The 12,854-nt window shown below is 69.5% G+C and carries 11 protein-coding genes; 7 read left to right on the top strand and 4 right to left on the bottom strand.

Translation table 11 applies throughout. From position 1 onward, the window contains the following. Positions 1–113 precede the first annotated feature (113 nt). The 7 genes from sufC to upp all read left to right on the top strand — a co-directional run bounded on the left by sufC (position 114) and on the right by upp (position 7,712). Complete coding sequence (gene sufC / locus Q7W82_RS10335; protein WP_242156797.1) at positions 114–881, top strand: Fe-S cluster assembly ATPase SufC; 768 nt, start codon at positions 114–116, stop codon at positions 879–881. Then, positions 878–2,140, top strand: coding sequence for a Fe-S cluster assembly protein SufD (gene sufD / locus Q7W82_RS10330; protein WP_242156795.1), 1,263 nt, complete (start codon positions 878–880; stop codon positions 2,138–2,140). Before sufC ends, sufD begins: the two co-directional genes overlap by 4 nt. Continuing rightward, entirely contained in the window at positions 2,137–3,387 is a 1,251-nt protein-coding gene (locus tag Q7W82_RS10325; RefSeq protein ID WP_242156793.1) for a cysteine desulfurase, read from the top strand. The genes sufD and Q7W82_RS10325 overlap by 4 nt, the downstream gene beginning before the upstream one ends. Before the next feature lie 169 nt (positions 3,388–3,556). Continuing rightward, positions 3,557–4,093 (top strand): GNAT family N-acetyltransferase, encoded by a 537-nt coding sequence (locus Q7W82_RS10320; RefSeq protein WP_242156791.1) that lies wholly within the window; start codon positions 3,557–3,559, stop codon positions 4,091–4,093. Beyond that, positions 4,090–4,422, top strand: coding sequence for a non-heme iron oxygenase ferredoxin subunit (locus tag Q7W82_RS10315; RefSeq protein WP_242156789.1), 333 nt, complete (start codon positions 4,090–4,092; stop codon positions 4,420–4,422). Before Q7W82_RS10320 ends, Q7W82_RS10315 begins: the two co-directional genes overlap by 4 nt. A gap of 350 nt (positions 4,423–4,772) precedes the next feature. Continuing rightward, a complete protein-coding gene (locus Q7W82_RS10310; RefSeq protein ID WP_242156787.1) occupies positions 4,773–6,956 on the top strand; it encodes a methyl-accepting chemotaxis protein in 2,184 nt (727 codons plus the stop codon). Between the two features lie 123 nt (positions 6,957–7,079). Then, positions 7,080–7,712 carry a uracil phosphoribosyltransferase gene (upp, locus tag Q7W82_RS10305; protein WP_242156785.1) on the top strand — a complete coding sequence of 211 codons (633 nt, stop codon included), beginning with the start codon at positions 7,080–7,082 and terminating at the stop codon, positions 7,710–7,712. A gap of 214 nt (positions 7,713–7,926) precedes the next feature. Here upp and Q7W82_RS10300 read toward each other — a convergent pair whose 3' ends face one another. From Q7W82_RS10300 to Q7W82_RS10285, 4 genes are all read right to left on the bottom strand, one after another. Next, complete coding sequence (locus tag Q7W82_RS10300) at positions 7,927–9,657, bottom strand: glycoside hydrolase family 9 protein (protein ID WP_242156783.1); 1,731 nt, start codon at positions 9,655–9,657, stop codon at positions 7,927–7,929. A gap of 84 nt (positions 9,658–9,741) precedes the next feature. Then, a complete protein-coding gene (locus tag Q7W82_RS10295) occupies positions 9,742–10,635 on the bottom strand; it encodes an MBL fold metallo-hydrolase (RefSeq protein WP_242156781.1) in 894 nt (297 codons plus the stop codon). A 46-nt stretch (positions 10,636–10,681) separates the two neighbouring features. Then, complete coding sequence (ggt, locus tag Q7W82_RS10290) at positions 10,682–12,439, bottom strand: gamma-glutamyltransferase (protein ID WP_242156779.1); 1,758 nt, start codon at positions 12,437–12,439, stop codon at positions 10,682–10,684. After that, positions 12,436–12,720, bottom strand: a complete 285-nt coding sequence (locus tag Q7W82_RS10285) for a YfhL family 4Fe-4S dicluster ferredoxin (protein ID WP_017908325.1) — start codon at positions 12,718–12,720, stop codon at positions 12,436–12,438. Before Q7W82_RS10285 ends, ggt begins: the two co-directional genes overlap by 4 nt. Between the last annotated feature and the right edge of the window lie 134 nt (positions 12,721–12,854).

Here is a 12,854-nt window from a genome sequence, read left to right as displayed (position 1 = left end):
GAATCGGGAATGGAGAATCGGGAATCGGTTCTCTTCCCGCATCTTTCCGCTGCACCTCTACCTGCTCGTCCCTATTCCCCATTCTCGATTCCCGATTACCGATTCCCAATATCATGCTGACCATAGACAACCTCCACGCCTCCGTTGCCGGCAAGGACATCCTCAAGGGCCTGTCGCTGCAGGTGAAGCCCGGCGAAGTGCACGCCATCATGGGCCCCAACGGCGCCGGCAAGTCCACCCTCGGCAACGTGCTGGCCGGCCGTGACGGCTACGCCGTGACCGACGGCAGCGTGCGCTTCGAGGGCGCCGACCTGCTCGAACTGGAACCGGAGGAACGCGCCGCCGCCGGCCTGTTCCTGGCCTTCCAGTACCCGGTGGAAATCCCCGGCGTGAACAACACCTACTTCCTGCGCGCCGCGCTCAACGCGCAGCGCAAGGCGCGCGGCGAGGCCGAGCTGGATTCGATGCAGTTCCTCAAGCTGGTCCGGCAGAAGCTGGCGGTGCTGCACCTGAAGGACGAGCTGCTGCATCGCGGCGTCAACGAGGGCTTCTCCGGCGGCGAGAAGAAGCGCAACGAGATCTTCCAGTTGGCGGTGCTGGAGCCGAAGCTGGCGATCCTCGACGAGACCGACAGCGGCCTGGACATCGATGCGCTCAAGACCGTGGCCGAAGGCGTCAACGCGCTGCGTTCGCCGGAGCGCGCGTTCGTGGTGATCACCCACTACCAGCGCCTGCTCGACTACATCAAGCCCGACGTGGTGCATGTGCTGGCCGATGGTCGCATCGTGCAGACCGGCGGCCCCGAACTGGCGCTGGAACTGGAAGCGCACGGCTATGCCTGGCTGAAGGAGCGCGTGGCGCCCGAGGCGGCGGTGCAATGAGCGCCCTGCTCGACTCGCTGGCCGCCGCGTTCCACGGCGATGGCGCGCGCCGCGCGCCGCTGGAGCAGGCGCTGCGCGACGGCCTGCCCGGCGCGCGCAGCGAAGCCTGGAAGTACACCTCGCTGCGCGCGCTGGAACGGCGCAGCTTCGCGCCCGCACCGCAGACCGCACCGGCAGTGGATGCGGCGCTGCTCGACGGCATCCCGGCACCGCGCCTGGTGTTCGTCAACGGCCGCGCCAGCGATACGCTGTCGGACCTGTCCGGCCTGCCGGCCGGGGTGGAACTGCAGCGCCTGTCGACGATCCTGCAAAGCGGCGACGATGCCATGCGCTTCCTCGGCCGCCGCTTCGAGCGCAGCGACGAGGTCTTCGCCCGGCTCAACGCCGCCCTCGCCGACGAAGGCAGCGTGCTGCGGGTGGATGCCGGCGTGCGCGTGGAGGCGCCGCTGCACCTGGTGTTCGTCTCCACCGCCGCCGAGACCGACCTGGCCTGGCACCATCGCCACCTAATCGAACTGCGCCAGGACGCGGTGCTGGCCCTTGTCGAGCATCACCTGCATGCCGGCGACGCCGCGCACCTGAGCAATAGCCTGGCGCACGTGCACCTGGCCGCCGGGGCGCAGCTGAGCCACGCCCGCGTGCAGGACGAGGCAGCAGGCGTCACCGCGCTGCTGCGTACCGATGCGGTGCTGGCGCGCGATGCGCAGTACCGGCGCGTGGACCTGGAACTGGGCGGCGCGCTGGCCCGGCACGAACTCAACGTGCGCCTGGAGGGCGACAACGCCCGGCTGGTCGCCAACGGCGTGCTGCTCGGCAACGGCCGGCGCCAGCTCGACACCCGCCTGGGCATCGAGCACATCGCCCGCGACACCGCCTGCGAACTGCTGTGGCGCGGCGTCGCCACCGGGCGCAGCCGCGTGGCCTTCCATGGCGGCATCCAGATCCGTCACGGCGCCGACGGCACCGACGCGGCGCTGTCGAACAAGAACCTGCTGCTGTCCGCCGACGCCGAGATCGATACCCAGCCAGTGCTGGTGATCGATGCCGACGAGGTCAAGGCCGCGCACGGCGCCACCGTCGGCCAACTCGACACCAACGCGTTGTTCTACCTGCGCTCGCGCGGCCTGCCGCAGGAGCGCGCGCAGCAACTGCTGACCGCTGCGTTCTGCCGCGAGCCGCTGGGCGCACTGGAGCCGGCACTGGGCGAAGGCTTGCTGGCACGGCTGGAGCGGGCGCTCAGCGCCGCAGGCGTGGCATGAACGGGCCCGCCGCGCACACCGCCACGCCGCAGGCGCCGGACTGGGACGCGGTCCGGCGCGACTTCCCGCTGCTGATGCGGGAAGTGCATGGCAAGCCGCTGGTGTACTTCGACAACGCCAACACCGGGCAGAAGCCGCTGCAGGTGATCGCGGCGACCGACGCCTTCTACCGCCGCCACAACGCCAACGTCAGCCGCGCCGTGCACGCGCTCGGCAGCGAGGCCACCGAGGCCTACGAAGGCGCACGGACCCGGCTGGCGCGATTTCTCAACGTGCGCGCCGACGAACTGGTGCTGTGCAGCGGCGCCACCTTCGCGCTGAACCTGGTGGCGTACTCGTGGGCACTGCCGCGGGTGCGCGCCGGCGACACCATCCTGGTGTCGCGCATGGAGCACCACGCCAACATCGTGCCCTGGCAACTGGTCGCGCAGCGCACCGGCGCCACGATCAAGGTCGCCGAAATCACCGCCGACGGCGCGCTCGACCTGGACGCGCTGCGCGCGGCGATGACCGCCGACGTCAAGCTGCTGGCCCTGGCCCACGTCTCCAACGTGCTGGGCACGGTCAACCCGGTCCGCGAGATCTGCCGCGAGGCGCGCAAGCGCGGCATCGTCAGCGTCATCGACGGCTCGCAGGCGGCGCCGCACCGGCCGCTGGACGTGGCCGCGATCGGCTGCGACTTCTACGCCATCACCGGCCACAAGATGTGCGGCCCGACCGGTACCGGCGCGCTGTGGGCGCGGCGCGAGCACCTGCAGGCGATGCCGCCGTTCCTGGGCGGCGGCGAGATGATCAAGGAAGTCAGCTTCGACGGCACCGTGTTCAACGAGCCGCCGCACAAGTTCGAGGCCGGCACCCCCAACATCGCCGGCTTCGTCGGCCTCGGCGCGGCGGTGGACTATCTGCAGACGATCGGACTGCAGCACGTGGAAACGCGCGAGAGCGAACTGCTCGCGCACCTCACCGAGGAACTGCAGCGGATCGACGGCCTGCGCCTGTTCGGTACCGCACCCGGCAAGGCCGCGGTGGTCTCGTTCCTGATCGAGGGCGCCCACGCCCACGACCTGGCCACCCTGCTCGACCTGGAAGGCGTGGCCGTGCGCTCCGGCCAGCACTGCGCGCATCCGCTGCTGCAGTTCTACGGCGTCGCCGCGACCTGCCGCGCCTCGCTGGCGTTCTACAACACGCACGAGGAGATCGAGCGCTTCGTGGCGGCGCTGCGCAAGGTGCGCACGCTGTTGGCGTGATTGGGGCCGGGAATCGGGATTAGGAAATCGGGAATCGGCAAAGCACTCCACGTGCGGACTTTGCCTGGCAGAAGTGGTGCTAAAGGCGCCCTTCCCACGTTAAGCGCGCGCATCTCGATTCCCGAGTCTCCATTCCCCATTCCCTGCGGCACGCCCTAAAATCGGCCCCATGCACACCCTCACCTTCCGCACCGCCACTGTCGACGATCTCGACGCCATCGCCGCCTTGGTCACCTCGGCCTATCGCGGCGACAGCAGCCGCGTCGGCTGGACCACCGAAGCCGACCTGCTCGACGGCAACCGCATCGACCGCGAGGTGCTGCGTGACGACATCCTGCGCCCGCGCAGCCTGGTGCTGCTGGCCGAGCGCGACGGCGTGCTGGTCGCCTGCGCGCACGTCGCCGACGAGGACGGCGCCGGCTATTTCGGCATGTTCTCGGTGCAGCCGCAGGCGCAAGGCGGCGGCCTGGGCAAGACCGTGCTGGCCGAGGCCGAGCGCATCGCCTGGCAGGAATGGCGCTTGCCGCTGATGCGGATGACGGTGATCGACCTGCGCGACGAACTCATCGCTTTCTACGAGCGCCGCGGCTATCGCCGTACCGGGATCAAGAAGCCGTTTCCGTACGGCGATGCACGCTTCGGCCTGCCCCGCCGCGACGACCTGCGCTTCGAGGTCCTGGAAAAGCCGCTGGGCGGTGCCGCATGAGCGAGACCTGGACCTTCGTCTGTGCGGACGGCGAACTGCTTCCGGGCGAAATGAAGACGGTGTGGGACGAAGTGACCGACACGCCGATCGTGGTGTTCAACTTCGACGGCCAGTTCTATGCGTTGGAAGACCGCTGCAGCCACGAAGACTACGAACTGTCGCCCGGCACCTTCGACGCCGCCGCCGGCAGCATCGAGTGCGTGCTGCACGGCGCCCGCTTCGACGTGCGCGATGGGCGCGCGCTGTGCGCGCCAGCCTACGGGCCGGTACCGAAATTTCCGGTGAAGTCCGAGCATGGCGGGCTGTGGACCCGCGACGACCGCGGCTGAGGCCGCGCACTTTCGTCGCGATCGGCGCTGGGCGTGCTGTCGAGGCGCGCGCTGAACCTCTCGTTTGCTTCACGCCACACCCAACGATCTCCCTCTTCCGACACTCCTAGCAGCGGACGCCAGCGGCCTCGCTGGCGCTGCCGCGTGCGCGCCAAGGACGCGACAACTGTGACGCAGAGGGCAACTCGACCGATTCGATTAAAGAACGCGGGCTCCACGCCGCTAAGGGGAGACGAAGTAGACGGATATGCAATTGCGTCACGATTACGTGAAATATTCGTTGCTTTTCGTATCAATCAAGTGCCGCGACCATCTCTGGTACTCCCATCCCCTCCTGCCAGGACCAGCGCATGACCGCTCTTCTGCATCGCTACAACGTCTCGCGACGCCTCTCCTTCTCCTTCGGCCTGCTCATCCTGCTGTCCTGCGGACTGGTGGTCGGCGGCCTGCTCACCCTCTCGCAGGCGCGCAGCCAGTTGGACACCGTGGCCCGTCGCACGGTCTCCACCATCGTCTATACCAACGAAATGCTCGATGCCAGTTCGGACATCGGCATCCAGTTGCGCAACATCGTGTTGCCGACCACCCAGGAAGAGAACATCGCCTTCGCCAAGATCATGGTGAAGGAATTGCGCCGTTATCGCGCATACAGCGCCAAACTGTTCGCCATCCCGGCGACCGGCCCGCGTGATCGCGCCTTGCGCGAGCAGATGAACCGGACCTACGCGCAGGCGACCGAGCTCAACCAGCAGGTGCTGGAGCTGGGGCTGACCTACAAGTCCGACGATGCGATGAAGGTGCTGCTGTACCAGGCGGCGCCGGCCACCCAGCGCTGGCGCGAGGCGATCGGCGGCTATGCGGTCTGGCAGCGCAACAACGGCGAGCAGGCCTATGCCACCGCCACCGCGGCGATGGAGCGCGGCCGCATCCTGCTGATCTCCGGCGGTCTGGCCGTGGTGCTGGTCAGCAGTCTGCTGGCGTGGATGATCACCCGCAGCCTGACCGTGCCGCTGGCCCGCGCCACCCGCGCGGCCGAAGCCATCGCCGAGGGCCGCCTGGACAACGACGTGGCCACCGATGCGCGCGACGAACCCGGCCGCCTGCTGCAGGCGATGGGGCGCATGCAGACCCAGTTGCAGCGCTTCTCCGGCGAAACCGCGCGGATGATCGAACTGCACGCCGACAAGGACATCAGCCACCGCATGCCGCAGGACTTCCCCGGCGTGTACGGCGAGCTGAGCAAGGGCATCAACACCATGATGTTCGAGCACCTCGATGCCATCGTCGATGCCATCGACGTACTCAACGAATACGCCAACGGCGACCTGCGCCGCGACGCGCGCCGCCTGCCTGGCAGCCGTGCGGTACTGCATGAATCGATGGATGCGGCCAAGGCCAGCCTGCTGGCGATCAACACCGAGATCAAGCGCCTGGCGGCGGCCGCCGCGGCCGGCGACTTCAGCGCCCGTGGCGATGCCGCGCGCTTCCAGCACGACTTCCAGCTGATGGTGCAGGACCTCAACGCGATGATGGAGGTCAGCGACGTCAACCTGGGCAAGCTGTCGGCGTTGCTGCAGGCCATCGCCGCCGGCGACCTCACCGCGCGCATGCACGGCGAGTTCCAGGGCGTGTTCGCGCGGATGCGCAACGACGCCAACGCCACCAGCGATCAGTTGACCGGCATCGTCGCGCGCATCCAGACCGCCGCCAACAGCATCAGCGCCGCTGCCGGGGAGATCGCCACCGGCAACGACGACCTGTCGCGCCGCACCGAGCAGCAGGCCGCGAGCCTGGAGGAAACCGCCGCGTCGATGGAAGAACTGACCTCCACGGTCCGCCAGAACGCCGAACATGCACGCCAGGCCAACCAGTTGGCGGTCGGTGCGGCCTCGGTGGCCTCGCAGGGCGGCGACGTGGTCGGCCAAGTCGTGCAGACCATGAGCGGCATCGAGGCGTCCTCCAAGAAGATCGGCGACATCATCTCGGTGATCGACGGCATCGCCTTCCAGACCAACATCCTGGCGCTCAACGCCGCGGTGGAAGCGGCACGTGCCGGCGAGCAGGGCCGCGGCTTCGCGGTGGTCGCCAGCGAAGTGCGCACGCTGGCGCAACGCTCGGCCAACGCCGCCAAGGAGATCAAGGACCTCATCGACGACTCGGTCAGCCGCGTCGCCGAGGGCTCGGCCCTGGTCGACCAGGCCGGCAAGACCATGCACGAGATCGTGTCGTCGGTGCAGCGCGTCACCGACATCATGGGCGAGATTTCCGCCGCCTCGCAGGAGCAGTCGGCCGGCATCGAGCAGGTCAACCAGACCGTCACCCAGATGGACGAGGCCACCCAGCAGAATGCGGCGCTGGTGGAGGAAGCCACGGCGGCGGCGCGCTCGATGGAAGAGCAGGCCGGCCAGCTGACCCAGGCAGTGGCGCTGTTCAAGATCGACACGCGCCATACCGCGGCCTCCGGCAGCGTGCGCAATGCGGCTGCGCAGCGTGCGCGGGCGCACACCGCCGAGGCACTCGATCCCGCGGCCTGAGCCACTCCGGCATGGCCGGGATGCGTCTTCGCGGCGCATCCCGGGCCATGCGCCGGCGCCGACAGCTGGCGGCGCCGGAGCCGGCTGCGGCACACTGTGCGCCTCCCCCTTGCGAGCGCGCCCATGAAGATCGTCGAAGTCCGCCACCCGCTGGTGCAACACAAGATCGGCCTGTTGCGCGACGCGGCGCTGAGCACCAAGGGCTTCCGCGAACTGGTCACCGAGCTGGGCACCCTGCTCGGCTACGAGGCCACCGCCGACCTGGAGACCGAGACCCACACCATGGACGGCTGGGCCGGCCCGACCCAGGTGCAGCGCATCGCCGGCGCCAAGATCACCCTGGTGCCGATCCTGCGCGCGGGGCTGGGCATGCTGCCCGGCGTGCTGGCGTTGATTCCCGCGGCGCGGGTCAGCGTGGTCGGCCTGCAGCGCGACGAGGAAACGCTGCAACCGGTGCCCTACTTCGAACGCCTGACCGGCCGCCTGGAGGAGCGCGACGCGCTGATCCTGGACCCGATGCTGGCCACCGGCGGCACCCTGATCGCCACGGTGGACATGCTCAAGCGCGCCGGCGCACGGCGGATCAAGGGCATTTTCCTGGTCGCCGCGCCGGAAGGCCTGCAGGCGCTGGAAGCGGCGCATCCGGACGTGGAGGTGTACACCGCCGCCATCGACGACCATCTCAACGACAAGGGCTACATCCTGCCGGGCCTGGGCGATGCCGGCGACCGCATCTTCGGCACCCGCCTGGGCTAGGGCGTGTCATCCATCCCCGAGCATGCCGCGCCGCGGTTGCACGTGCCCGTGGCAAGGAAGAACGAGGACGTGGACGTGCGTCCACGCCCAAGCGATGACGCAACCACGGGCGCGCGGACCCGCGGCCCTTCGGGTTGGGCCTGGCAGACCCAACCCGGCATCCTCGGGAATGGGTGACACGCCCTAAGCGGCGCCACCGCGCCGCGGCCTCGGATCAGCGCTGCAGCACCTGCAGCGCGGCGCTCACGTACACCAGCGGCGCGTTCCAGTTGATCGCCACTTCGTTGGTGGCGTAGCTGCATTCCTTGTCCAGGTACGACAGCGCCGGCAGCGTCGACACGTAGGCGTGCTTGCACGCATCGGCGTCCTGTTGCCCCGGCTGCGGACCGCCGACCAGCCATCCCGGCACCGGCGTGGCCACGCCGTCGGCGATGGAGATGCGATGGTGGATGTGCATCGGCGAGCGCGTGCCGATGCCGGTCACGAAGGACATGCCCAGCGGGTTGCGGCCGAGCACGTAGTCCAGTTGCGACTGCGCGGCCTGCAGGTACTCGGGCTTGTGCTGCAACTGGTAGGCCTGCAGCAACATCATCGCCTGGTTCATCGCGGTGGCGTTGCTGCCCCAATGGAAATCGGCGTCGCGCATCGTCACCCGCCAGGCCGAACCCTGCCACACCTGCACCAGACGATCGGCCAGCCCCTCGATTTCGTCGGCGATGCGCGCCTGGTCGGCGCGCGGGGTCAGCCGTGCGCGGTGCTGCGCCAGCGACATCCACGCCAGCCCGCCGACCTGGCGCCAGTCCGGCACGCTGGCCGGCACCTTGCGCGCCATCGCCGCGTCGTAGAACGCGTCGTCGGCGGTGGCCAGGTACAGCTCGGTGGCAGCCCAGGCGAATTCGTCGTCGAACTGGCTGTCGCCGTAGGCGCCGGTGTGCACGTCGTCCGGCTGCCGGTAGGCCACGTCCGGATGCGCCTGCGCCCACGCCCAGGCGCGCCGCGAGGCCTCTAGCATGCGTTGGGAGATGCCGCCGAACTGGGCGTCGTACGGCGCGTAGATGCGGCTGGCCTGGGCCATCACCGCGGCGAAGTCGAGCGTGGCCGCGGTGCTCTTCTGCACCACGTAACGCGGCGCGCGCGCCTGATCCGGCATCTGCATGCCGGCGAAGTCCAGGTTGGTCAGCTTGTGGTACACGCCACCGTCGTGCGGGTCCTGCATCGCCAGCAGCCACTGCAGGTTCCAGTCGACCTCGCGCAGGATGTCCGGCACGTCGCCGCCGCTGTTGGGAATGCCTTCGGGGTGCGTGGTGAAGTAGGTGGGGAACTGCTCGTAGGCGGCCAGCAGGGTGTAGACGGTGATGCCGGAGTTGACCACGTACTTGTTGTAGTCGCCCGCGTCGTACCACCCCTTGGGCGCGGCGATCACGGTGCCGGCCGGGCGCTCCGGCGAGGCCGCAGAGGCATGCACCAGCACGTGGTCGTCGGGATGGCCGGCGGCACGCGCGTGGCGGCCGGCGTAGGTGCCGTCCAGCGCGGTGCTGGCGCGGTTGTAGTAATAGGCCTTGAGCGCAGCGCGCGACAGGGCGTTGTAGGCGTCTTCGCCGATGGCGAAGCTGTCCGACGGCGGCAGGCCGTCGACCTGCAGGCGATAGCGGCCGGGCGTGCGCAGCGCGGAGAAATCGGCGATGCGCACCGTCTGCTGCGCCGGCGGCCACACCGCGGCGGCGCCGAGGGTACCGCGCAGCACGACCTCGTCGCTGTCGGCGCGCGTGATCGAAAACGCGTCGCCGTGGCCGTCCGGCACCACCGCCAGCTTGCTCGCCGCGGGCAGGAAACCGACCTGGTTCAGGCGAATTGGCGACGGCAAGGCGGTGTCGGCACGGGAGGTGCAACCGCCCAGCAGCAGGCAGGCGAGGAACAGGCAGGACAGGGCATGGGGCAGCTTCATGCGCCGATATTCGCCGGCAAGGATGACGGCTGCAAGCGCGACGGCAGGCGCCGGCACGCCGCACGCAGCTGCGTCACGCGGCGCTCAGGCCGCCAGCGGCCGCGCCTGCAGTGCAGCCACCTCGTGCGCGGTGACGAAGCGGCCCTTGGGGTCGCGCTGCAGCTGCGCCAGCGCGCAGTCAGGATCGTGGGTGAAGAACAGGCGCACGTCGCGCGCCAGCGCGTCCTCCAGGAACGCACGCTTCTCGTCGATCAGCAGCTCCGCATTGCGGTCGTAGCCCATGGTGATCGGCACGTGCACCCACGAACGGCCCGGGATCAGGTCGGCGCAGAACGCCACCCCGCCGTGCGCCTGGCCGTCCTCGCCATGGCCGGGGCCGACGATCTCGGCCAGCATCAGCCCCGGCGTGTGGCCGTCACTGAAACGGAACCGCACCGCCTCGCCGAGCGCGCGCGAGGTTTCGCCGTCGACCAGTTCCAGGCGGCCGCTGGCCTCGAGCAGGCCGGGCAGTTCCGGAATGAAGCTGGCGCGGTCGCGCGGATGCGGCTGCAGCGCGCGCTGCCAGTGCGCCGCGCCGACCAGGAACTGCGCGTTGGGGAACAGCAGTTTCGGCGCAGCGCCCTCCTGGTACGGCGCCAACAGGCCGCCGGCATGATCGAAATGCAGGTGGCTCAGCACCACCACGTCGATGTCGGTGTGGGCGAAGCCGGCGTCCTGCAACGAATCCAGCAGCACGTGCCGCGCCTCCTGCACGCCGTAGCGCTCGCGCAGCGCCGGCGGGAAGAACGCACCGATGCCGGTCTCGAACAGCACCGTCTTGCCGGCCAGCGGACTGGCCAGCAGCGCGCGGCAAGCCAGTGCAATGCGGTTGCCGTCGTCGGGCGTGGCCCAGTGCTGCCACATCGCCTTGGGCGCGTTGCCGAACATCGCGCCGCCGTCGAGTTTCTGCGAGTTGCCTTGGATGGACCAGAGCTTCATGGGCGGGGATTCGGGATTCGGGATTGGGGAGTCGCAAAAGCGGGCGTCAGGGCACCGGCGCGGTCTGCAGCACTTCGGCGCTGCCGACTTCGTTGCGCGGGTCGCTGCCGCCGCTGAGCACGTTGCGGCGCTTGTCCCACTCCACGGTCTGCAGGTTGCCCCAGACGTGGCTGGACCCGTGGCCGTCCTCGGCGGTGTCGCCGGGCAGCTTGAGCGCATGCCCCATCGCCTGCAGGCCCTTGGCCGTGGCCGCATCGAAGGTGCCGGTCTCGGCTTCGATCACGTCCGGCAGCCACTGGTGGTGGTAGCGCGGCAGCGCGGCGACCTGCTGCGCGGTGAGGCCGTCGTCGTAGCCGAGGATGCCGAGCAGCACCATGGTGATGATGCGGCTGCCGCCCGGGGTGCCGAGCACGATGGCCTTGTCCGCGTTCTCCATGAAGGTGGGCGACATCGAGCTGAGCGGGCGCTTGCCCGGCTTGGGCGCGTTGGCCGCGTAGCCCATCACGCCGAAGGCGTTGGGCGTGCCCGGACGCAGCGCGAAATCGTCCATCTCGTTGTTGAGCAGGACGCCGGTGCCCTTGGGGATCAGTCCGGAGCCGTACAGCAGGTTGACCGTCTGGGTCGCGCCGACGCGGTTGCCTTCGCCATCGATGATGGAGAAATGCGTGGTCTCGTCGTCTTCCAGCGGAGTCGGCTTGCCCGACAACAGGTCGCTGGGCGTGGCCTTCTCGGGGTTGATCGTCGAGCGCAGGCCCACCGCGTAATCCTTGCTGAGCAGGATGCGCTGCGGCACGTGGGTGAAGTCCGGATCGCCCAGGAAGAAGGTGCGGTCGCGGTAGGCGCGGCGCATCGCTTCCACGGTCAGGTGCACGCGGTGCACAGGATCCATGGTCTTGAGGTCGTAGCCCTCCAGGATCTGCAGCATGCTGGCCAGGGCGATGCCGCCGGAGGACGGCGGCGGCGCGGTGGTGATGGTCCAGCCCTTGTAGTCGAAGCGGATCGGCGTGCGCTCCTTGACCTTGTAGCCGGCCAGTTCCTCCGCGGTCCAGCGCCCGCCGGCCTGCTTCACGCCGGCCAGCAGCTTCTTGGCGGTGGCGCCGCGGTAGAAACCGTCGAAGCCCTTGTCGGCCAGCAGCTGCAGCGTGTTGGCCAGTTCCGGCTGCTTGAACACGTCGCCCACGGCGATCGGGCGGCCGTTGCGCAGGTAGACCTGGCGGGTACCGGGATAACGCTCCATCACCTTGCGCCGCGACTGGTAGCCCTCGGCCATGCGCGCGTACACCGGGAAGCCTTCGCGGGCGATGCGGATCGCCGGCGCCAGCGACTGCCGCAGCGGCAGCCGGCCGTGCTTGGTCGCCAGTTCCACCAGCGCCGCCGGCAGCCCGGGGATGCCGGCCGACCACGGGCCGTTGATCGAGCGGTCGCGGTCCAGCTCGCCCTTGGCGTCCAGGAACGCGGCCGGCGTCGCCGATTCCGGCGCGGTCTCGCGCGCGTCCAGCATCACGTCCTTGCCGGTCCTGGCGTCGTGCAGCAAGAAGAACCCGCCGCCGCCGAGGCCGGAGCTGATCGGTTCGACCACCGACAGCGTCGAGGACACCGCCACCGCGGCGTCGAAGGCATTGCCGCCTTCGCGCAGGATCTGCAGGCCGGCCTCGGTGGCCAGGCGGTGGCCGCTGGCGATGGCGGCTCCGTGCGGATGCGCGGCCGGGGTGGTGGCAGTCGCCTCGGCGACCGGCGCCTCGGCCCACGCCGACGGCGTCAGGACCAGGGCGAGCAGCAGGACACGGCGGACGAGGCTTCTCATGCGGCAGGGGGCTCCTGTGGGTACAACTCGGGGTGGTCGCGCTGCAGGCGCTGCAGCTTGGCCAACAATTGCGCGTGCGTCTCCGGGATGGCCGGGTCCGGGTCGATGCATTCCACCGGGCACACCACCACGCACTGCGGCTCGTCGAAATGGCCGACACATTCGGTGCAGCGGGCGGGGTCGATCACGTAGATCGTCTCGCCCATGGCGATGGCCTGGTTCGGGCAGGCCGGCTCGCAGACGTCGCAGTTGACGCAGAGCTCGTTGATCTTGAGGGACATGTGGCGCACTTCGGCACTGACCGGGGCAGTTTACCGGATCGGGGCGGGACGGCCCCGCGAAGGCGGCGTCGCGGTGCGGAACGCTGTATCGCCACCGCGCCGGAAGCCGCGCAGCGAACGGCCTGTGGCGATTG

The organism is Xanthomonas indica, from assembly GCF_040529045.1.
Classification (GTDB): domain Bacteria; phylum Pseudomonadota; class Gammaproteobacteria; order Xanthomonadales; family Xanthomonadaceae; genus Xanthomonas_A; species Xanthomonas_A indica.
This window is presented reverse-complemented; position numbering and strand designations above follow the sequence as displayed.